Consider the following 19,777-nt stretch of genomic DNA (forward strand, 5'->3'; position numbering starts at 1 on the left):
GAGGTCATCGGTGGAGGCTACTGAAAGCTGCGGTGCCGCGGAAAGAGGGCGGAACCAATGGATTTCCTGATTCTGCTGATCGGCCTGCTGTTCGGCACGGTTCTGGTGGTGGGGATCGGCGAGCGGGTGCGGCTCCCGTATCCGGTGCTGATGCTCATCTTCTCGGCGCTCTTCGCCTTCCTGCCGATGATCCCGGAAATCCACATTGATCCGGAGCTCATCCTTCCGCTGTTCCTGCCGCCGCTGCTCTACGCCGCGGCCCAGCGCAGCTCGTGGTCCGTCTTCCGGCTCCGCTGGCGCTCGCTGGTGCTGCTGGCGGTGGCGCTGGTCGCGGTCACCGTTGGGGTAGTGGCCGGCGTAGCCTGGGCGATCGTTCCGGCGCTGGGCCTGCCCGCGGCGATAGCCCTGGGCGCCATCGTTGCACCGCCGGACCCCGTGGCCGTGGAAGCGGTGGCCGGCAAGGTCAACATGCCCCGCCGGCTGATTACCGTGCTGCAGACCGAAGGCCTGTTCAACGACGCGATCGCCATCGTGATCTTCCAGGCTGCCGTGGGCGCCGCCGTCAGCGGAGGGGAGGTCGGCTGGTCAATCGTCCCGAGTTTCCTGATTGGAGCTGCCGGAGCCGTGGTGCTGGGCCTGGCCATGGGCTGGCTGGTGGGTACCCTGAACCGCTTCGTCCCGAACCTCGTGGCCCGTTCGGCCGTCACCCTGGTGGCTCCCTATGCCGTGTATATCCTCGCGGAAGAGGTGCACTTCTCCGGTGTTGTCGCCGTCGTGGTGACCGCCCTGGAACTTGGCCGCCGGGCGCGCCCGCAGGACTCCGAGGAGCGCCTGACGCGCACCGCGTTCTGGGAGGTGGTGGAGCTGCTCACCACCGGCGTCGCCTTTGGCCTGGTCGGCATTGAAATGCGGTACGTCATAGAGGACGAGGGCCGCGAGATCTTCAGCTTCATTCCCGGTGTTGCCGCGGTCTGCGCCGCCGTGGTCCTGGTGCGCTTCCTGTGGATGTACGGACTGTACCGGTTCGGCGGCACCGAACGGCGCAACCGCGTACCCGGCTCCCTGAAGGAAGTCCTGGTCCTGACCTGGTGCGGCATGCGCGGCCTGGCCACCCTGGCCCTCGCCCTCGCCTTGCCCGCCACGACGCTGGCCGGGGACGAGCTTCCGGGCCGGAACTTCATGATCGTCTGTGCAGGAGCAGTCCTGCTGGTCACGCTGGTGCTGCCGGGCCTGACCCTGCCGTCGCTGATGCGCCGGCTCAAGCTGCCCAGCGACCACGGCGCCGTCGCCAAGCAGGAGCGTGAACTGGCACGACGTGCCGAACGGGTGGCCATGGAAACCATGAAACGGTCCCGTGCGGCCGAGAAGCTGCCGCCGGAACGGCGGGCGGCACTGGCCCGCCGGATGTCCTCCCTGCACTCCATCCTGGAACGTGACTCGGAGTCCGATCCGCAGAAGATGCTGCAGCTCAAGGCCACCCTGGAAGTCATGGACACGGTCCAGCGCGAGGCCCTGGCGGCAGCGCGGAAGGAAGTCCTGGCGGCCCGGAGGCAGTCGGGCATGGACCCGGAGGCGGTGGACCGGGTGCTGCGCCGCCTGGACCTGCGCACCGTGACCCTGGACCAGAACACGCGCTGATTCCGCTACTGCATGGTGAACCGGCGGGCCACGCCGTCGCTGAGCGTGCGCCAGCGGAAAAGCCGGGCCAGCACCGTGTTCCGGACCCGCATTGCCGGGCCCGGCAGCGGACGCCCCAGGACCATGTTCAGCCGGGCCTGGGCGGAGGCCACGACGGCGGCACGCCGGCGGCGGCGGTCGAAGGCAGCCAGCTGCGGCCCCACGTCCGCTCCGCGCACTGCGGCGGCCAGCAGCGGGGCCAGCTCAGCGGCGTCGACCCAGCCCAGCGTCATGCCCTGGCCGCCGATCGGGCTGACCTCATGCGCGGCGTCGCCGATCAGCACGGTGCGTCCATGGACCAGCTGCTTCAAGGCAGTCGTGCGGACCGGAAAGGCGCTGAGCATGGTGCTGGCAGCGGCGTCCGGGGTCCGGCCGGTGCGTGCAGCCACGATCCGCGCCAGGTCCTTGGCATCGGCGTCGGCATGCAGTGTCCGGGTGTGCGCTACCCAGCGGCGCTTGCCGCCGGGCAGCGGAAAGGACTCAACGATTCCTTCGGGTTCCAGGTACAGCACCCCTACGGGGCCGTCCCCGGTGTTGTCCGGAAAGTCGCCCATCAGATACGAATCGCGCAGGAGTGTGCCGGCGGCCCGGATACCCAGCAGGTTCCGGACGGCTGAGCGGGCGCCGTCGGCTGCCACCACCCAGGAAGCTCGGAGGGAGAAGTCACCGCCGGCGTGCGTCCCGGCGAGGGACACTCCGGTGCCGTCGTCGTGCAGCGAGGTAATCCGGTGTCCGCGCTGCAGCGCGGACGGGTCGAGTTCGCGCAGGCGCGCCTCGAGCACGGTTTCGGTGCGTTCCTGCGGAAGCGCCAGCACGTACGGGTAGGCGGTGGAGGTTTTGGCGAAGCTGATGGAAACCAGCTCGGTGTCCCGGGTGCGGGCGGATCCGGTGCGGATCTGCACGCCCTCGGCAGCAAGCTGCCCACTGACTCCGGCCGCCTCCAGGGCGGCCATGCCCGGCGGATGGATTCCGATGGCCCGGGAGTGGGAGCTGCGCTCCGTCCGGGCTTCCAGGACCCGCACCCGCAGGCCGTCCTGCAGCGCCAGGATCGCCAGGGCCAGGCCCACGGGGCCGCCGCCCACCACCGCGACGTCGACGTCGGCAGGGTTCATCGTGCACTCCGGGGCGTCCCGGGTGCCCGGTACAGCAGCAGGTTCTGCCACGGGTGCCGGCGCAGCGCTTCCCAGCCGGCCGGCGCCGCAGCCCTGAACTCCGCCGCGGTGTAGCTGCGCCGGATCGACGTCAGACCGTCCCGGCGGATGAAGGACCCATGGAAGAAGGGCAGCGTGCCGGCGGAGAAAAGCCCGTAGGCCCACGGGCTGCGCTCAATATCGCTGTGCAGGGCAAGTGATCCGGCCAGCTTTTCCGAGTCCGCCAGGATGCCCCGGAACGCAGCCGCGTCCAGATGGTGCAGCACATGGTTGGAGACCACCACGTCGAACACCGCGCCTTCGGCCACCAGCTCCGAGCTCAGCGCCGCCCGGAAGCTGCATCCCGCGGGAGCCGGACGGCCGGAAGCATAGGCATGGGCCCGCGGATCGGGATCGATGCCGGTGACCTGGACGGCCAGGCCGTCCCGGCGGGCCCAGCGCGCCAGGGCACGGGCCAGGTCCCCGCCGCCGGCTCCGATGTCCAGTACCGTTCCGCCGCCCTGCGCGGCCAGGACCGGCCGCACGAACTGCCGGTAGTTCCGGCGCCAGCCGGAGACCACGGCGTTGATCAGCGGGAACTGCGCGTAGGTTCGTTCCAGGAGGACGGGGTCGCAGTCCGGGCGGTCCATCTGTTCCACCGCGTCCACTGCACGCCGGCTGAGGTCCGGGGGCAGGAACGGGGGAGCGTCTGTATCCAGCAGGCTCACCGCGCTATCCGACGGCGGCAGGAACCGGTTCCGCCGCCAGCGCATCTGCCGCTGCGGCGGCGCCGGTTGCGGGAACCCGGGTGAACAGCCCGGTTTCAACGGTCAGCCCGGGTCCGAACGCCATGGAGCAGATCCGCTCGTTGCCGCCGGAGAAGGGCTGTTCCAGGATGTTCTTCAGCACGAACATCACCGTGGCCGAGCTCATGTTGCCGAAGTTGCGCAGGGTTTCGCGGGCGGGAACCAGCTGCTCTTCGCTGAGCTCCAGTTTGGCTTCCACCTTGTCCAGGATGCTGCGCCCGCCGGGATGGATGGCCCAGTGCTCAATGTCGTTGTATGCCAGCCCGGCCAGGGACGGATCCCGGGCGAGCAGCGGTTCCAGGGCACCGACGATGTGGTCGTCGATGATGTGCGGGACGTAGGTGCCCAGCACCATTTCGAACCCGTGGTCTCCGATGTTCCAGGCCATCGACTCCTCGCCGACCGGGGTGAGCGTGGTTTCGAAGTGGTCCAGCACGATCGCCGGACTGTCCCCGGGGAGAGCGCGCGCGGTGATCACTGCTGCGGCGGCCCCGTCAGCGAAGAGCGAGGACCCCATGATGATGTCCGGGTCATTGGAGGAACGGACGTGGAGTGAGCACAGCTCGGCACTGACCACCAGCACGACGGCGCCGGGGTCGGCGTCGCAGAAGGACTTGGCGGCGCGCATGGCGGGGAAGGCCGCGTAGCAGCCCATGAATCCCAGGTGATAGCGCTGCACGGACGGGTTCAGGCCCAGGGCACGGACCAGTTTGTAGTCCGGCCCGGGATTGAAGAACCCGGTGCAGGAGACCGTAATGACGTGCGTAATGTCTTCGGGGCTGATGCCCGGGCAGTTCTCCACCGCTTTCCGGCCTGCTTCAAGAAAGAGCTTGGTGGCCTCGGTGGCAAAAATGTCATTGCGCGTCTTGGTGGAAGGCATCAGCAGCAGGCCGGTCTGCGGGTCGAAGAACTGAGGGTTCTCCGCCGTGGAGGCGAGCGTGAGTTCCTCCAGCGCAGTGCGCCGGGTGTCGATGGCGGCTGAATTGAAACAGGTGTTCACAAGCCGGGTGCCCAGGCGGGTCAGCCCGGGCTGTGCGGCAAAAACATCGCGGACCTGGTCCTGCACCAGGACAGTAGAAGGGACAGCAGTTTCCAGTGATCTGAGCGTAACTGTCATCCTCCATTGTTAGGTGAGCTACCTTCAGCGCACAATGCTCCGGCGCGGCGGGCCCCGCGCATCCCCGGCCTCCGGGGACCCCTTTCCCGCACCTTGACCTGAAGGGGCTGTGCATTTGTGCAGATACGCCATGCGGTATTCGCCGTTGAGCACGCAGCCCGGCGAGCACCATACTCTTGCTTACTCCGCTGAGGTGCCCTGCGCCCGGCGGAGGCTGCAGTGTCAACGAGGACACCAAAGGAGAAGTGGATGAGCACTGATATTCCCAGGCGGGCCGGACGCCAGAAGGCACCGGAAGGCCTGCGCAAGGTTGTTGTGGCGTCCATGGCCGGCACGGTCGTGGAGTGGTACGAATTCTTCCTCTACGCCGCGGCATCGACACTGGTCTTTGCCCGCCTGTTCTTTCCCAACGCCAACACGGAACTGGACGGCATCATCGCCGCCTTCGTGACCTACGCCGTCGGCTTTGTCGCCCGGCCCGTGGGCGGAATCGTCTTTGGCCACTTCGGGGACAAGTTCGGGCGCAAGAAGCTGCTGCAGCTGAGCATCATCCTGGTGGGTGTTTCAACCTTCCTGATGGGCTGCCTGCCGGGCTTCGACTCCATCGGCTACTGGGCTCCGGCCATGCTGGTGGCGCTGCGGTTCATCCAGGGCTTCGCCGTGGGCGGTGAATGGGGCGGTGCCGTGCTGCTGGTGGCCGAGCACAGCCCCAACAAGTCCCGCGGCTTCTGGTCCAGCTGGCCGCAGTCCGCCGTTCCCATGGGCAACCTGCTGGCGACCGGCGTCCTGTTTGTCCTCTCCGCCACGCTCAGCGAGGACGCGTTCCTGGGCTGGGGCTGGCGGGTGGCTTTCTGGCTTTCAGCCGTGATCGTGCTGGTGGGCTACTACATCCGCACCAAGGTCTCCGACGCGCCGATCTTCCTGGAGGCGCAGAAAGAGGTGGAGCAGGAAGCCAAGGGCTACGGCGTGGCGGAGGTTTTCCGCCGCTACCCGCGCGGCGTCTTCACCGCCATGGGCCTGCGCTTCGCGGAGAACATCCTGTACTACCTGGTGGTCACGTTCTCCATCACGTACCTGCGTATCGTGGTGGAAACCGACACATCCCGAATACTGCTCCTGCTGCTCGTGGCACACTTCATCCACTTCTGCGCGGTTCCGGTTGCCGGAAAGCTCTCCGATGCCCTGGGCCGGCGGCCCGTGTACATGGCAGGCGCCGTCCTTGGCGCAACCTGGGGCTTCTTCGCCTTCCCGATGATGGACACCGCGAATGACCTGATGATCCTGGCCGCGGTGACGATCGGCCTGTTGTTCCACGCACTGATGTACGCGGGGCAGCCGTCCATCATGGCTGAAATGTTCCCCACCCGCATGCGGTACTCCGGGGTTTCCCTGGGCTACCAGGTGACCTCGATCGTGGCCGGCTCGCTGGCCCCGATTATTGCGACGTCGCTGCTGGAGGAATTCGATTCGTCCACCCCGGTGGCCCTGTACCTGCTGGGCGCCTGCATCATCACCGCCATCTCGGTGCTGCTGCTGCGGGAGACGAACGGCATTTCGCTTCAGGACGTCGATGCCGCGGATGCGCAGGGAACCGCAGACCTGCTGGCTGCCTCAAAGGCTGCCGGGGAGAAGCGCAGCCAGTCCGCCGTGGAGAACTAACCCGGCGGAAGGAACGGCACTGCTGAAGCCGCTGCCCGTCAGAAGTCCAGGTGCTCCCGGCGGGCGGCGGATTCAGTGTGGATGGCCTCAATGACGGCCTGGACGCGGGCAGAACGCAGTGCTTCCGGGCGGGCCACCGCCCAGATAGGCAGCCGGCGTTCAAATGAATCAGCGAGGACCGGAACAAAACCTTCGCGTCCGGCCACCATGAAGTTGGGCAGCAGGCCGATGCCGGCCTCCCTCCGGACCGCTTCCACCTGGGCGAAAATGCTGGTCGCCTGGAAGCTTGACCGCGGGTCCGGGAGCCCGGTGGAGCGGTGGCCGAGTTCCTCGACCAGCAGGGCGGATTCAACGTAGGAGACAAAGCAGTGCTGGGCGAGGTCGGCCGGGACGTTCGGAGTGCCGTGGCGCCGCAGGTAGCCTTCCGCTGCATACAGGCGCAGCACGTAGTGGCCCAGCAGGATCGCCTGGGCGGTGCGGACATCGGTGTGGCCCACCACCACCTCCAGGTCCACGCCGGAGCGGTTCTGGCTGACCTTGCGGGTTGCGGAAAACATTTCAACGCTGATGTTCGGGTGCGACGCCTGCAGCTTGACCAGTGCCGGCGTGACGACTTCGGCTCCCAGTCCGTCCACGGTGCTGATCCGCACCACGCCGGCCAGCGGATCAGCGTCCTCTGCCAGCGCGCAGCGCAGGGCGCCAAGGCTTTCCTCAATGGATTCGGCTGCCCGGACCGCCTGGGCTCCCAGGGCCGTGAGCTCCCAGCCGCGCGGGGTCCGGGCCAGCGTCCGGCCGCCGAGCTGTTTCTCCAGTGCGATGATCCGCCGGGAAATAGTCGTGTGGGTGGTGCCCAGGGTTTCGGCGACGGCGGTGAAACGTCCGAGCCGGGCCACGGTGAGCAGGATCAGCAGGTCGTCAGGGCTGGGCAGGCGGCTGGCGGTGTCCACGGCCGTTCCTCCTCTCCGCGTTGTGCACGGGTGCACATGGGGTCTGTGGATTCTGGTCTTGAACGCACTCTAGCGCGGTGCCACGCTGGTTCCGCGGCGGACTCGCGGCAGCTGCGCAGTACAAAACAGCACGCACAACTCAGGCAGCACAACTAGGCAAAGGAGCTTAGCGATGGCGGAAGTGGGATGGATTGGACTGGGCAACATGGGGGCGCCCATGGCTGCGAACCTGGTGAAGGCCGGTCACAACGTACGCGGTTTTGACCTCAGCCCGCGGGCCGTGGCCACGGCGGAAGCAGCAGGGGTGCAGGCCGTGGGCAGCATCGCCGAGGCGGTGGCCGGAGCGGACGTTGTGTTTACGATGCTTCCCAAGGGCGAGCATTCGCGTGCGGTGTACCTTGAACCGGACGGTGTCCTGGCCAGCGCCTCCACGGGCACGCTGCTGGTCGACTCCTCCACGATCGACGTCGAATCCGCGCAGGCACTGCACGACGCCGCCGCTGCCGCCGGCTTCCGGTTCGTGGACGCCCCGGTCTCGGGCGGGATGAGCGGTGCGCAGGCCGGAACGCTCACGTTCATGGTGGGCGGCGCTGCGGATGCCGTGGCCGACGCCGCCGGGTTCATTGAGCCCATGGCAGGGAACGTGATTCCCACGGGTGGGCCCACCACCGGCCAGGCAGCGAAGATCTGCAACAACCTCATGCTCTTCATCAACCTCGCCGCAACAGCGGAAGGGGCGGTCCTGGCTGACCGGCTGGGACTGGACAAGCAGGTGTTCTGGGACATCGCCTCCGTCTCCTCCGGGGACAGCTGGGCCCTGCGCACCTGGTACCCGGTGCCCGGCGTGGTCCAGACTGCGGCGTCGAACAATGACTTTGAACCGACCTTCACCACCGAGCTGGCGAACAAGGACATCAACCTGGCCATCGCCGCAGCCGCAGACACCGGCACCCCGCTGGAAATCGGCGAGCACGTCCAGCAGCTGTTCGCCCGGCTGATCGACGCCGGCCACGCCGGCAAGGACTGCTCCATGATCGTGAAACTGGTGGACGGCTCGCTGGCCGAATCCCAGGACCAGGTCCCCGCGCCGTAGCGGCGCCGAAACGAATCGAGATCCCATGCAGCGCATTCCGCACATCATCAACGGCAAGCCGGTTCCCGAAGCTGAGCGGTACGGGCCGGTCTTCAACCCCGCGACCGGCGCCCAGGAGAAAGAAGTGGCGCTCGCCTCCGCAGCCCGCGTCGAAGAAGCCATCCAGGCAGCGCAGGAAGCACTTCCCGCCTGGCGGGCCACCTCGCTGGCACGCCGTACGGCCATCTTCTTCAAGGTCCGTGAGCTCCTGACCGAGCGCAAGGCCGAGCTCGCCGCAATCCTCACCAGCGAACACGGCAAGGTCCTCTCCGACGCGGAGGGAGAGATCACCCGCGGCCTGGAGAACATCGAATTCGCCTCTGCCCTTGCCCTGAGCCTGAAGGGTGAGCGCTCGGAGCAGGTGGCTTCCGGCGTCGACGTCCATTCCATCCGCCAGCCGGTGGGCGTCGTCGCCTGCATCACCCCGTTCAACTTCCCGGCCATGGTGCCGCTGTGGATGATCGGCAGCGCCCTGGCCTGTGGCAATACCGTCCTGCTGAAGCCCAGTGAAAAGGACCCCTCCGCGTCGGTGTTCATCGCTGAGCTGTTCGCCGAAGCAGGCCTGCCGGACGGGGTGCTCAACGTGGTGCACGGGGACAAGGAAGCCGTGGACGTGCTGCTGGAGAATCCCGGCGTGAAGGCAGTCAGCTTCGTCGGATCCACCCCGATTGCCCGCACCATCTACCGGCGGGCAGCCGAACACGGCAAGCGGGTCCAGGCACTGGGCGGGGCGAAGAACCACATGGTGGTGCTGCCCGACGCCGATCTGGACATGGCAGCGGACGCCGCGGTCTCGGCAGCGTACGGGTCCGCGGGGGAGCGGTGCATGGCCGTGAGCGTGCTGGTGGCCGTGGGCTCGATCGCCGACGACCTGGTTGAGGCCGTGCGCTCGCGGATGGCGGGCCTGTTGATCGGACCGGGCACCGACCCGTCCTCCCAGATGGGTCCGCTGATTACCGCCGAGCATCGGGACAAGGTGGCCTCCTACGTCGCGGGTGCTGCCGATGAGGGCGCCACTGTGGTGGTGGACGGCCGGGAAACGGCGTTCGACGGCGACGGATTCTTCCTGGGCGTCAGCCTGCTGGATCACGTGAAGCCGGGCATGAAGGCCTACGATGACGAGATCTTTGGCCCCGTCCTCTCGGTGGTCCGGGTTGAGACCTACGCCGACGCCGTGCAGCTGGTCAACGAGAACCAGTACGGCAACGGCACCGCGATCTTCACGCGCGACGGCGGTGCCGCCCGGGCCTTCGAGTTCGACGTGGAGGCGGGCATGGTGGGCGTCAACGTGCCCATTCCGGTTCCCGTCGGGTCCTTCTCCTTCGGCGGCTGGAAGGATTCGCTTTTCGGCGACACCCATATGTACGGACCGGATTCGATCCGCTTCTACACCCGCGGCAAAGTGGTGACCACCCGCTGGCCGGACCCTGCGACGTCGGAAATCGACCTGGGTTTCCCGCAGGTCCTCTAGGCGTTCCTATGCTCCGTATGCCGAGGGCAGCAGCCGGGCCGTGCCCCGCTGCTGCCCCAGCATGATCAGCGCCAGGACAGTCTGGACGGCCAGCCCGGAGCCCAGAAGTACCAGCGCTCCGGGCTGGATGCTGCCGGAACCCGCGGGCGGAAAGACCAGCAGCCAGGCGGCGGAGCCGGCGTGCACCGCTGCCGCGGCCGCCAGCGCCCCTGCCCGCAGCCGCAAACTGTGCGGCACCGGCCCACAATCCAGGACAGCGGCAGTGAACAGGCAGCCCGTTGTTACCAGGTAAGCCGTCACCAGCCAGTGCACCGGCATGGACTGCTGCATCGCCGGAAGCAGCGGGGTGTGGAACATGGCCCACATGCCGGCTGCCACCAGCACTGTGGCGGTTACCGGGTGGACCAGGAAACGGGCTCCGGGCGAGTTGACGGTCCGTCGCAGCCGGGCTGCCGGGACGGAATCCAAAGTCCGCAGCGCCAGTTCCACGGGATGGGCGAGGACCAGCAGCGCCGGCCCGGCCATCCCGGCCAGGACGTGGGAGAGGGCCAGGGCACCGAAGTCCTGGTGCGCCCAGCCCGAAAGCGGTTCCAGGACCGTCAGCAGCACGGCCAGCACTCCGGCCAGGAAGAACGCCAGCCGCCGGTAGGGCCATGCCCCGGACTTCCCTGACACGGTCCCCGCCCAGTACGCCGCGGCCGCTGCGACGGCGGGAATCAGGAAGAGGGACTCTGCCGGGAAGTCGCCGTGGTTATGCATGCGGTGCCGCCGGTTCGATCGGTGGCGCTATCGACTGGGAAGGGACTCGAAGGAAACGCACTGTCTGGGACGGCGTCATGTTTTCGAACGTAACACCACGCTGGTCCCCGCTGAACCCCCGGCTGCCAACGCGGACGTTGACAGATCCCATTCCCCGGCAAGGATGGGAAACATGTGGACGGGGACCCTCGAATTCGACCTGCTGCTTGATGACGTTCATTCGCTCAAGCAGAAGCGCTCACTGGTGCGGCCGCTGGTAGCGGAGCTGGCCCGGAAGTTTGCCGTCTCCGCTGCCGAGACGGGCCAGCTGGAACTGCACCGGCGGGCGGAGGTAGGCATTGGCATAGTGGCTGCGGACCGTGCGCACGTGGTCGAAGTCCTGGACAGCGCTGAACGGCTGGTTGCCTACCGGCCCGAGGTGCAGCTGCTCAGCACCCGCAGGCGGGTGCTGAGCAGCGACGACGAATAGTGGAATCGGGAGGGGGGGGTTATGGACCTGGGGAAGCGTTCCGGACGGGTGCTGTTTTTCGTGGTGCTGCCGGTAATCGCCGGGCTTTGGGTGCTCATCACCGGTCAGCTGCTCCCGGTGGGCATAGTGACCGGAATCCTGCTGGCGCTGTCGGTTGCTGCTGCCCTGGGCCGCGGCGGGCCGGGCGTGGCCGTCCCTGCCGGGGGCAGCCAGGGCGGCGGACTGGCAGGGTGGTGGAACCGGCGCCGGCGGACGCGGTTCTACGCAGCGTTTTCGGTCCTGCTGATGCTCGGCCTAACGCTGGCGCATTCAGCGCTCACGGACACCTGGGGAGGAGGGGACCTTCTGTTTGCCCTCTGCCTGGCAGTTCCGCTTTTTGTGATTCTCCGCCCGCCGCCGCGTGCCCGGGCATCCTCCGCGACCGCATTTCCCGCGCAATGATGCGGGTGCGGCAGGTGGGGTCCCAGTAGTCAACACGCGTCACAAAACGTGGGAAGGGTGGCATGGGAGGTGACGACGAGTAAGCCTGAGCCCGGGTATATGCTGTCCGGACGACAGTAAATTAGATCCCAGAAAGAAGTGGGCATGCTTTTCGAGAACCAGGCAGCACTCGTCACCGCCGCAGGAGCCGGAATCGGCCGCGCCATCGCGCTCCGGCTCGCGGCCGATGGAGCCTCCGTCGTCGTATCCGACGTCAATGATGAGGCCGGCGCTGAAACCGTCGCACTCATCAAGGCCGCAGGCGGCGCTGCCGCGTATGTCCATGCGGATGTGTCCAACCCCGAGGAAGTCGGCACCCTCGTCCCCTTTGCCCTGGAAACCTTCGGGCGGCTGGACCTGGCCGTGAACAATGCCGGGGTGGGAGCCATGCCCAAGCCGGTGCAGGAGATCAGCACGGCGGACTGGGACCGGACCATCAACGTGACGCTGCGGGGCACTTTCCTCGCGCTGCAGGGCCAGATGGCCCACTTCGCCGGCCAGGGCCGCGGCGCGATCGTCAACATCGCCTCGCTCGCGGGAATCAGTGCCACGCCGAACCTCACCCCGTACGGTGCCGCCAAGCACGGCGTGGTCTCCCTGACCCGCAGTGTTGCCAAGGAATGCGCGGAGGCGGGTATCCGGGTCAACGCCGTGGCGCCGGGTGCCATCGAAACCGCTGCCCTGGCATCGCTGCCGGAGGAGGCCAAGGCCGGTTACGCTGCAGAGATCCCCATGAAGCGCCTGGGACAGCCGGAAGACATCGCCAACGCCGTCGCATTCCTGCTCTCGGACCAGGCGTCCTTCATTACCGGCGTTGTGTTGCCGGTAGACGGAGGCACCGAGGCCTAGCCATGGCAACTGAGCAGAATGCAGCGCTGATTGAACTCCTGAACCGCCTGCTGGCCCAATGGACAGCGCCTGGCTTCACGACGGCGGTAGCTGCACGGGAAGGCGTGGTGCTGGACTCCGCGGCGCTGAAGCTGCTCTCGATCCTGAACAACTCCGGGGCGCAGCGGCCCTCGGCGCTCAGCGAGCGCATGGTCACCGGCGCTTCCAACATTTCCAAGATCACGGCCCGGCTGGAAGAAGCCGGACTGGTCCGGCGGATACCGGATCCCCATGACTCACGTGCATCGCTGCTGGATATGACTGAGGCGGGCGCACTGGCAGGACAGGCGTTGAGGCGTTCCGGAAATACCCTGGTTGACGAGTTGCTGAAGGACTGGAGCCCCCGGGACCGGGCAGAACTGGTGCGCCTGCTCATCCGGTTTGAGGCAGAGACCGAAAGGGTTGCGGCTACGCTGCGGGACAGCGGCAACTAGCCGGCGCGTTACCCGGGCTGTGCCGGGACCGGGACAACAAGTCCCGGCCCGGCCGCCTGAATCCCCCTTAGTAGGCCTTGACCCGCTGTTCCACGATCAGGTGGATCAGGGCGAACTTGCCCTCGTCATCGATGGCCTTGAGCGCGGCGTCGATCGCGGCGGGCACATCGGCGTCGTTCTCCACCCGCACACCGAAGCCGCCGAATGCCTGCGCCATCAGCGCAAAGTCCGGGTTCTTCAGCTGCGTGCCGGAGATCCGCTTGGGGTAGTGGCGTTCCTGGTGGGTGCGGATGGTGCCGTACTCCTGGTTGTCCATCACCACCACCAGTGGAGTCGCCCCGTATTGTGCAGCCGTGGCCAGCTCCTGCCCGTTCATCATGAACTCACCGTCACCGGCGATCGTGACCACCCGGCGTCCCGGGTGCGCCAGTGACGCAGCGATCGCGGACGGCACCGAGTAGCCCATGGAACCGTTCCGGGCGCTGAGCATGGACGCGTAGCGGCGGGTGGGGAAGTAGCGGTGCGCCCAGTTGGTGTGCTCGCCGGCGCCTAGGGTGATCATGGCGTCCTCGGGCAGCGTCGGCACCAGATTGGCCATCAGGGTGTCCATCCTGGCCTGGCCGGCAGACGGCTTGGCCGGAGGCAGGGCAGCGAACTTCTCCTGTTCCCCGCGCATGCGGGAAGTCCAGGCCTTCCACTCCTCCTTCACCGGAAGGTCCATCATCACCAGGTCCCGCACGAAGACGTCCGGCTTGGCCACGATCTGGTAGGACACCGGGCCGGAACGGCCGCGCAGCGAGGGATCGATCGTGACCAGGAAGTTCTTCTTTCCCCAGTCCTGGCGCACCACAAAGCCGTCGGTGATCACGTCGCCGGGGACGGTGCCAACGAAGACCAGCAGGTCGGTCTCCTCCAGCAGGTCATAGGTCGGCTTGGGCCGTCCATAGCCAATCGGCCCGACGTAGGAGGGCGAGTCGAAGGAGATGGTGCCCTCGCAGCGCCACTCGGCGGCCGCCGGGAGATGGTGTTCCTCAAGCCAGCGGGTAAGGGTGTCTGCGCCCTCCTGGGTCCAGTCGTTGCCGCCGGTGACGAACAGCGGCTTCTCCGCTTCCTTGAGGGCGGACTGCAGGGCTTTCCAGTCGGTAACGGTCATCCCGCCGGGAGCCACCGGGATGGGCGGGTGCAGCGCCGAGGAGACTTCCCTGCGGATGATGTCTTCGGGCAGGCCGATGACCACGGGGCCGGGACGCCCGCTCATCGCGGCGAAGAATGCTTCGGCAACAATTTCCGAGGCGCGTTCCGGATGGTCCAGCACCATCACGCGCTTGGCACCGGTATCGAACCAGGCCTTGATGTCGAACTCCTGGAACGCCTCCCGGTCCCGGTGTTCGAAGGGGATCAGTCCCACGAAGAGCACCATGGGCGTTGAATCCTGCCAGGCGGTGTGCAGGCCGACGTGCGCGTTGGCTGCGCCAGGGCCGCGGGTCACCATGGCGACGCCGGGAAGCTGGTTCATTTTCCCGTCGGCTTCAGCCATGTAGGCGGCGCCGCCTTCGTGGCGGCAGACCACGGTTTCGATCGGGCTGTTGTGCAGACCGTCCAGGACGTCCAGGAAGCTCTCTCCGGGCACCACATAGGTGCGCTTCACGCCGTGGGCAATGAGGGAATCGACAATGACATGGCCGGCGCTCTTCACCTCCGCTCCTGAGGCAGCGGGAGGGGAGAGCGGTGCAGGCTGAGTCATCTTCGACCTTTCGTCATTGAAACGTTGAACTGCCGTTCGCCCCTGGGCGTCCGGCATCCCTATGTTGTACCCCATGGCTGCGCCCGTTCCGCAGATCATGAGCCAATGTGTCAGCGAAGCTTCCGGTCCCCGGGCCGCGGCCGGTAACCGGGGTTGGCCGCTTTGTCCGGTCATGGGGAACAATTGGGCGGGTGAGTCTCACCACCGCCCCGCAGCCCTCCCGCCCGTCCACTGCCGTGTCCGCCGGAACCGATGCCGCCGGGCGTATCTACGCCCAGATTGCCGCGGAACTGGGGGTGGCGCCCTGGCAGGTGCGCGCCGCCGTCGAGCTCCTGGACAGCGGTTCAACGGTTCCGTTCATTGCCCGGTACCGCAAGGAAGTAACCGGCACCCTTGATGACACCCAGCTGCGCGAACTGGACGAACGCCTGCGCTACCTGCGTGAACTCCATGAACGGCGCCGCGCGGTCCTGGAGGCAATCGAGTCGCAGGGCAAGCTCACCGGCGAACTGCGTGCCGCGGTGGAATCCGCGGAGACCAAGTCCCGGCTGGAGGACATCTACCTTCCGTACAAGACCAAGCGCCGGACCAAGGCCGCAGTTGCCCGCGAAGCCGGGCTGGAGCCCCTGGCCGATGCCCTGCTGGCCAACCCCGCGCTGGTGCCTGAGGCGGAAGCCGCGCGCTACCTGAACGACGCCGTGCCGGACGCTGCGGAAGCGCTGGCAGGTGCCCGCGCCATCCTTGTTGAACGCGCAGGCCAGGACGCTGACCTGCTGACCGAAGCCCGGGAAAAACTGTGGAAGCAGGGCCGGCTGCGCTCGCAGGTCCGGCCGGGAAAGGAAGCCGAAGGGCAGAAGTACGCAGACTACTTCGACTTCGCACAGGCACCGTCCGGCATGCCCTCCCACCGGGTGCTGGCCCTGCTCCGGGCCGAAAAGGAAGGCATCCTTGAACTGGGCCTGGCCGAAGCCGACCCGGCGGACGCCGAGGCCCTGGCAGCCGCCCGGCAGCGCTTTGAGAACTCCGTTGCCTTCCGGCTGGGCGCCGCCTACGCCGGGGGAGCCGCCGCCGCGTGGCTGCAGCAGACCGTCCAGCTGGCCTGGCGCCGGATCCTCGCCAAGCTCTCCGTTGACCTGCGCGTCCGCCTGTTCCAGGACGCCGAAACTGAAGCGGTCCGCGTCTTTGCGGCCAACCTCCGCGACGTCCTGCTGGCGGCGCCCGCCGGCAACCGTGCCACCCTCGGACTGGACCCGGGCCTGCGCACCGGCGTCAAGGTGGCGGTGGTGGACGGTACCGGGAAAGTCATCGCCACGGACACCGTCTACCCGCACGCCCCGGCCCGCAAGTGGGACGAGGCCCTGGTGCGCCTGGCGGACCTGGTGAAGAAGCACCGGGTGGAGCTGGTGGCGATCGGCAACGGCACCGCATCCCGGGAGACTGACAAACTGGCCGCCGAACTGATGCGCCTGGTTCCGGAGGCGAAGCTGCAGAAGCTCGTGGTTTCCGAAGCCGGCGCCTCGGTCTACTCAGCTTCGGCACTGGCAGCGGCGGAACTGCCGGGGATGGACGTGTCGCTGCGCGGAGCGGTGTCGATTGCCCGCAGGCTGCAGGATCCGCTGGCCGAACTGGTGAAGATTGAGCCGAAGTCCATTGGCGTGGGCCAGTACCAGCACGATGTCACGGCAGCGAAGCTGGACCGGTCCTTGGACGCCGTCGTTGAAGACTGTGTCAACGCCGTGGGCGTGGACGTGAACACCGCGTCGCCGGCGCTGCTGAGCCGCGTTGCCGGCGTCGGGCCCCTGCTGAGCGAAAACATTGTGGCCCACCGCAACGCCAACGGGCCGTTCACCCGCCGCAAGGACCTCCTGAAGGTGCCGAGGCTGGGAGCAAAAGCCTTCGAACAGTGCGCCGGCTTCCTGCGGATCAGCGAGGGCAGCGAGCCGCTGGATGCGTCCAGCGTGCACCCTGAATCCTATGGAATCGCGCGCCGGATCCTGTCCGCGGCCAAGGCCGAGATGAGCCCGGCCGGGGCGGAGCTCACCGGCCTTGATGCGGCAGCGTTCGTCGACGAGTCCACGGGCCTGCCGACCGTTCTGGACATCATGGCCGAGCTGCGCAAGCCCGGCCGGGATCCGCGGCCGGCGTTCAAGACCGCAGCCTTCTCTGACGGGATTGAGAAGATCGCGGACCTGCGGCCGGGCATGGTGCTCGACGGCGTCGTCACCAACGTTGCCGCGTTCGGTGCGTTTGTGGACATCGGAGTGCACCAGGACGGCCTGGTCCACATCTCCGCGATGTCTTCTTCCTTCGTTTCCGACCCGCACGACGTCGTGAAGTCGGGCCAGGTGGTCAAGGTCAAGGTGATGGAAGCGGACCCTGACCGGAAGCGGATTTCGCTGAGCCTGCGGCTGGACGACGAAACTGCCGCACCGGGCGGCGGTTCGGGAAAGGCTCCGCGGGGGCCGCGTCCGGATGGCAAGAAGCCGCAGGGCAGGAACCCGGGCAGTGGCCGGGGCCCGCAGGGGGCAGCGAAGCCCCAGGGAGGCAAAGCCGGCAGCGCGCCGCGCCGGCCTGCGGCGGCTCCGGACAGTGCGATGGCAGAGGCGCTGCGGCGAGCTGGGCTGGCCTAGCGGCCCTGGCTGGCGCCGGGCATAAGGATCCGGACGGCGCCCAGAGGCGTCCGGTCAGAGCCGGTGGGCTGCCAGGAACTCCAGCACAGCGTCCGTCGCATCCGGGCGTTCAAGATAGTAGCCGTGGCGCGCACCGGGAAGGATCTGCAGCTCGGCTCCGGGAATCAGCTCAGCCAGGCGTTCGCCGTTGGCTGGCGGAGTGAGTTCGTCCCGGGAACCGTGGAGCACCAGTGTTGGTGCGTTGATCCGGTGGAGCAGGTCCCAGGTGTCGTGTGCACGGCTTGCCTGGTAATGCAGCCGCCGGTTCCGGCGGGTAGTACCCGGGGTGAAGAAGGCCGTGGCATCCTCCCGCAGCTCCGCGCCCTCGAAGAAAAGCCGCGCCAGCTTCCGGGCATCCCCGCTGGCCAGGTCTGCCGTGGCGGTGGAAGAGCGGGGAAAGCCGCCCTCGTCACCGCCGGTGGTGGCTCCAAGGACCAGGGCACCTACGCGCCGGGGCGTGTCGATGGCCATCCACTGCGCCACGCGACCGCCCATTGAATGCCCGTAAACGTGGGCCCGTTCCACCCCGGCGGCGTCCAGCACCGCTGCAGCGTCCTGCGCGAAGGTGCGCGTAGTGAAGCTGGTTTCCCCGCCCGCTTCACTGTCCCCGGTGCCGCGGTGGTCGAACGTGATCACGCGGTGCCGGGCGCTGAAGGCGGGCAGGACGGAGGTCCAGGCAGTGGAATCAACACCCTGCCCGGAAATGAGCAGCAGGGGTTCCCCGGACCCGGCCGAGGACCAGGCCAGCGCCGTGCCGTCGGCCGCGGCAGCATAAGACGTCCCCGGCGCATGAACGGGCACGCCGGCTAGCCGTCCGCTGAGCCGGACTCGTTGAGTGCGTCCTCGGGGCGCGCTCCGGCCTGGCCGCGGGCATCGCCGTCGTCCGCTCCGGAGTATGCCGGGGGCACGGTTCCGGGCGCATGGGTGCCCTTTTCTTCACGGATGTTCCCGGCGGATTCATCGGTCCTGCCGGGAGTCCTTGGCGAGCCGGTGGGCTCCGGCTGCGGGGCGCTGGGGCCCAGCGGGTCCTCGGCGTCGTTGGCGGGTCCGGTTGGTTCGGTGGTCATGATCAGGTCCTCTCAGATAGGGGTCAGCCCGCGCCGAGCAGGCTGTCCTTCAGGTTGTCCAGCAGCTCGCGGGGTGAGGCGTAGACCTGTTCGGCCCCTGCCTCGCGCAGTTCCGCCTCGCTGGTACCTCCGCACATCAGGCCGATGGTCGGGATCCCCAGGGCTGCGGCGGACTTCACGTCCCAGACGGAATCGCCAACGAAGACGGTATCTCCGGCTTCCAGCTCCGCAGATTCGAGGGCCGCCTGGAGGATGTCCGGGGCCGGTTTGCTTTCCTCGGCGTCGGAGGAGCTGGTGACGCTGGTAATGGCGTCGTCGGCGCTGATCGCCTGGCGCAGGGCCTGGAGCTCCGGCTCGGAGGCCGAGGAGGCCAGCACAACGGCGAGATCCCGGGACGCGCACTCGCGCAGCAGGTCGGCGGCGCCGTCGAAGGCCCGCAGGGCAGGCCAGGTGGTGGAGAAGATCGCCCCGTGACTGGAATCGAGCTTCTCTTCCACGTCAGGGTCCGGGTCGCCGCCGAGCAAATGGCCGATGAGCTTGTCTCCGCCCATGCCGATCGCCCGGTGGATGTTGGCCATGGGAATGTCATAGTCCAGCCGGCGGAAGGCCTGCCACCAGGCGACGGTGTGCAGGTAGTTGGAGTCCACCAGGGTGCCGTCCACGTCGAAGAGTACGCCGCGCAGCGGCCGGGAGGTTTCGGTCATCGCAGATTCCCTCAGGTTGGGTGCAGTGTGTCTGACGAGTCTAACGAGGTGCGTCTTCCTCCAGGCCGGACACCGGTTTTCCGGGCGGGCCGAGGAAGGCAAGGAGCTCCGCCTCCAGTGTGCTGGGATTGCGCAGCTCGCATTCCCACACCACCAGTGCTTCCCAGCCGGTGGTTTCGAGGGCCTGGAGTGCAGCCGCGTCCCGTGCAACCGTCCGGGCACGCTTGGCTGCCCAGAACTCGGGGTTGGTGGCCGGTGCGTGGGTGCCCGCCGGACAGGAGTGTGTGTGCCAAAAACAGCCGTTGACGAAAATGACCTTGCGCCGTCCCGCAAAAACCAGGTCCGGCTTGCCCGGAAGGGATCCGCCCGCGGTGGCTCCGTGCAGGCGGAAACGGTAACCGGCACGGTGCAGCAGGCGCCGGACCTTCAATTCAGGTTTGGTGTTCTTGGACCGGATGCGGGACATATTGCGGCTGCGCTGTTCCGCGGAGACCGTATCTGCCATGCCGCCAGTCTAGGTCCCTGGACAGGTTTGCTGCCGGGCAGTGCAGGAAAGCGGCACTGCCTAGCCAACGGGTCCGCGGCGGGCATATGTTGGCTGTGGATGCCGGCGAGAGGACAGCT

At 67.6% G+C, this 19,777-nt stretch carries 19 protein-coding genes; 9 read left to right on the plus strand and 10 right to left on the minus strand.

Annotated features, from left to right (window positions below; genetic code table 11):
- The first annotated feature begins 57 nt into the window (after nucleotides 1-57).
- A complete protein-coding gene (locus tag NGB94_RS05465) occupies nucleotides 58-1,638 on the plus strand; it encodes a Na+/H+ antiporter (protein WP_325789600.1) in 1,581 nt (526 codons plus the stop codon).
- A gap of 5 nt (nucleotides 1,639-1,643) precedes the next feature.
- On the opposite strand, the gene NGB94_RS05470 is transcribed toward NGB94_RS05465, so the two are convergent.
- The 3 genes from NGB94_RS05470 to NGB94_RS05480 are packed head-to-tail and all read right to left on the minus strand — an operon-like array spanning nucleotide 1,644 to nucleotide 4,730.
- The gene (locus tag NGB94_RS05470; RefSeq protein WP_325789601.1) at nucleotides 1,644-2,789 is read right to left on the minus strand and encodes an NAD(P)/FAD-dependent oxidoreductase; all 1,146 of its coding nucleotides are present in this window, start codon (nucleotides 2,787-2,789) and stop codon (nucleotides 1,644-1,646) included.
- Nucleotides 2,786-3,535: a methyltransferase domain-containing protein gene (locus NGB94_RS05475; protein WP_325789602.1), complete on the minus strand. Its 750-nt coding sequence runs from the start codon at nucleotides 3,533-3,535 to the stop codon at nucleotides 2,786-2,788. The genes NGB94_RS05470 and NGB94_RS05475 overlap by 4 nt, the downstream gene beginning before the upstream one ends.
- Before the next feature lie 4 nt (nucleotides 3,536-3,539).
- Complete coding sequence (locus tag NGB94_RS05480) at nucleotides 3,540-4,730, minus strand: type III polyketide synthase (protein WP_325789603.1); 1,191 nt, start codon at nucleotides 4,728-4,730, stop codon at nucleotides 3,540-3,542.
- Nucleotides 4,731-4,979: 249 nt separating this feature from the next.
- On the opposite strand from NGB94_RS05480, the gene NGB94_RS05485 reads away from it, so the two are divergent.
- Nucleotides 4,980-6,389 (plus strand): MFS transporter, encoded by a 1,410-nt coding sequence (locus NGB94_RS05485; RefSeq protein WP_325789604.1) that lies wholly within the window; start codon nucleotides 4,980-4,982, stop codon nucleotides 6,387-6,389.
- 38 nt (nucleotides 6,390-6,427) lie between these two features.
- Here the strand turns inward: NGB94_RS05485 and NGB94_RS05490 are convergent, their stop codons facing one another.
- Nucleotides 6,428-7,336: a LysR family transcriptional regulator gene (locus tag NGB94_RS05490; protein WP_325789605.1), complete on the minus strand. Its 909-nt coding sequence runs from the start codon at nucleotides 7,334-7,336 to the stop codon at nucleotides 6,428-6,430.
- Between the two features lie 85 nt (nucleotides 7,337-7,421).
- Here NGB94_RS05490 and mmsB point away from each other — a divergent pair, with 85 nt between their 5' ends.
- A complete protein-coding gene (gene mmsB / locus NGB94_RS05495; protein WP_325789763.1) occupies nucleotides 7,422-8,429 on the plus strand; it encodes a 3-hydroxyisobutyrate dehydrogenase in 1,008 nt (335 codons plus the stop codon).
- Nucleotides 8,430-8,454: 25 nt separating this feature from the next.
- Entirely contained in the window at nucleotides 8,455-9,939 is a 1,485-nt protein-coding gene (locus NGB94_RS05500) for a CoA-acylating methylmalonate-semialdehyde dehydrogenase (RefSeq protein WP_325789606.1), read from the plus strand.
- Nucleotides 9,940-9,945: 6 nt separating this feature from the next.
- On the opposite strand, the gene NGB94_RS05505 is transcribed toward NGB94_RS05500, so the two are convergent.
- Complete coding sequence (locus NGB94_RS05505) at nucleotides 9,946-10,698, minus strand: cytochrome c oxidase assembly protein (RefSeq protein ID WP_325789607.1); 753 nt, start codon at nucleotides 10,696-10,698, stop codon at nucleotides 9,946-9,948.
- A 172-nt stretch (nucleotides 10,699-10,870) separates the two neighbouring features.
- Here NGB94_RS05505 and NGB94_RS05510 point away from each other — a divergent pair, with 172 nt between their 5' ends.
- The 4 genes from NGB94_RS05510 (at nucleotide 10,871) to NGB94_RS05525 (ending at nucleotide 12,969) form a co-directional block, all read left to right on the plus strand.
- A complete protein-coding gene (locus NGB94_RS05510) occupies nucleotides 10,871-11,167 on the plus strand; it encodes a DUF503 domain-containing protein (RefSeq protein ID WP_325789608.1) in 297 nt (98 codons plus the stop codon).
- Between the two features lie 21 nt (nucleotides 11,168-11,188).
- On the plus strand, nucleotides 11,189-11,608 hold the full coding sequence (locus tag NGB94_RS05515) for a hypothetical protein (protein ID WP_325789609.1): 420 nt from the start codon (nucleotides 11,189-11,191) through the stop codon (nucleotides 11,606-11,608).
- Between the two features lie 144 nt (nucleotides 11,609-11,752).
- Nucleotides 11,753-12,496, plus strand: a complete 744-nt coding sequence (locus NGB94_RS05520) for an SDR family NAD(P)-dependent oxidoreductase (protein WP_325789610.1) — start codon at nucleotides 11,753-11,755, stop codon at nucleotides 12,494-12,496.
- A gap of 2 nt (nucleotides 12,497-12,498) precedes the next feature.
- Complete coding sequence (locus NGB94_RS05525; RefSeq protein ID WP_325789611.1) at nucleotides 12,499-12,969, plus strand: MarR family winged helix-turn-helix transcriptional regulator; 471 nt, start codon at nucleotides 12,499-12,501, stop codon at nucleotides 12,967-12,969.
- A gap of 67 nt (nucleotides 12,970-13,036) precedes the next feature.
- Here NGB94_RS05525 and NGB94_RS05530 read toward each other — a convergent pair whose 3' ends face one another.
- The gene (locus NGB94_RS05530) at nucleotides 13,037-14,713 is read right to left on the minus strand and encodes a thiamine pyrophosphate-dependent enzyme (RefSeq protein WP_325789612.1); all 1,677 of its coding nucleotides are present in this window, start codon (nucleotides 14,711-14,713) and stop codon (nucleotides 13,037-13,039) included.
- 236 nt (nucleotides 14,714-14,949) lie between these two features.
- On the opposite strand from NGB94_RS05530, the gene NGB94_RS05535 reads away from it, so the two are divergent.
- Nucleotides 14,950-17,343: a Tex family protein gene (locus NGB94_RS05535; protein ID WP_325789764.1), complete on the plus strand. Its 2,394-nt coding sequence runs from the start codon at nucleotides 14,950-14,952 to the stop codon at nucleotides 17,341-17,343.
- A gap of 54 nt (nucleotides 17,344-17,397) precedes the next feature.
- Here NGB94_RS05535 and NGB94_RS05540 read toward each other — a convergent pair whose 3' ends face one another.
- Genes NGB94_RS05540 through NGB94_RS05555 form a run of 4 tightly spaced genes read right to left on the minus strand, consistent with a single transcriptional unit; the run spans nucleotide 17,398 to nucleotide 19,658 of the window.
- On the minus strand, nucleotides 17,398-18,183 hold the full coding sequence (locus NGB94_RS05540; protein WP_325789613.1) for an alpha/beta fold hydrolase: 786 nt from the start codon (nucleotides 18,181-18,183) through the stop codon (nucleotides 17,398-17,400).
- Between the two features lie 5 nt (nucleotides 18,184-18,188).
- Nucleotides 18,189-18,449: a hypothetical protein gene (locus NGB94_RS05545; protein ID WP_325789614.1), complete on the minus strand. Its 261-nt coding sequence runs from the start codon at nucleotides 18,447-18,449 to the stop codon at nucleotides 18,189-18,191.
- Between the two features lie 23 nt (nucleotides 18,450-18,472).
- Nucleotides 18,473-19,153 (minus strand): HAD family hydrolase, encoded by a 681-nt coding sequence (locus tag NGB94_RS05550; protein WP_325789615.1) that lies wholly within the window; start codon nucleotides 19,151-19,153, stop codon nucleotides 18,473-18,475.
- 40 nt (nucleotides 19,154-19,193) lie between these two features.
- Complete coding sequence (locus NGB94_RS05555) at nucleotides 19,194-19,658, minus strand: very short patch repair endonuclease (RefSeq protein WP_325789616.1); 465 nt, start codon at nucleotides 19,656-19,658, stop codon at nucleotides 19,194-19,196.
- Nucleotides 19,659-19,777 lie beyond the last annotated feature (119 nt).

Source organism: Arthrobacter koreensis, from assembly GCF_035792275.1.
Classification (GTDB): Bacteria; Actinomycetota; Actinomycetes; order Actinomycetales; family Micrococcaceae; genus Arthrobacter_B; species Arthrobacter_B koreensis_A.

Excerpts from the sequence above, each read along its gene's own strand:
- NGB94_RS05465 (WP_325789600.1), top strand. The coding sequence starts at position 58 with ATGGATTTCCTGATTCTGCTGATCGGCCTGCTGTTCGGCACGGTTCTG.
- NGB94_RS05470 (WP_325789601.1), bottom strand. The coding sequence starts at position 2,789 with ATGAACCCTGCCGACGTCGACGTCGCGGTGGTGGGCGGCGGCCCCGTG.
- NGB94_RS05480 (WP_325789603.1), bottom strand. The coding sequence starts at position 4,730 with ATGACAGTTACGCTCAGATCACTGGAAACTGCTGTCCCTTCTACTGTC.
- NGB94_RS05485 (WP_325789604.1), top strand. The coding sequence starts at position 4,980 with ATGAGCACTGATATTCCCAGGCGGGCCGGACGCCAGAAGGCACCGGAA.
- NGB94_RS05500 (WP_325789606.1), top strand. The coding sequence starts at position 8,455 with ATGCAGCGCATTCCGCACATCATCAACGGCAAGCCGGTTCCCGAAGCT.
- NGB94_RS05505 (WP_325789607.1), bottom strand. The coding sequence starts at position 10,698 with ATGCATAACCACGGCGACTTCCCGGCAGAGTCCCTCTTCCTGATTCCC.
- NGB94_RS05510 (WP_325789608.1), top strand. The coding sequence starts at position 10,871 with ATGTGGACGGGGACCCTCGAATTCGACCTGCTGCTTGATGACGTTCAT.
- NGB94_RS05515 (WP_325789609.1), top strand. The coding sequence starts at position 11,189 with ATGGACCTGGGGAAGCGTTCCGGACGGGTGCTGTTTTTCGTGGTGCTG.
- NGB94_RS05520 (WP_325789610.1), top strand. The coding sequence starts at position 11,753 with ATGCTTTTCGAGAACCAGGCAGCACTCGTCACCGCCGCAGGAGCCGGA.
- NGB94_RS05525 (WP_325789611.1), top strand. The coding sequence starts at position 12,499 with ATGGCAACTGAGCAGAATGCAGCGCTGATTGAACTCCTGAACCGCCTG.
- NGB94_RS05530 (WP_325789612.1), bottom strand. The coding sequence starts at position 14,713 with ATGACTCAGCCTGCACCGCTCTCCCCTCCCGCTGCCTCAGGAGCGGAG.
- NGB94_RS05545 (WP_325789614.1), bottom strand. The coding sequence starts at position 18,449 with ATGACCACCGAACCAACCGGACCCGCCAACGACGCCGAGGACCCGCTG.
- NGB94_RS05550 (WP_325789615.1), bottom strand. The coding sequence starts at position 19,153 with ATGACCGAAACCTCCCGGCCGCTGCGCGGCGTACTCTTCGACGTGGAC.
- NGB94_RS05555 (WP_325789616.1), bottom strand. The coding sequence starts at position 19,658 with ATGGCAGATACGGTCTCCGCGGAACAGCGCAGCCGCAATATGTCCCGC.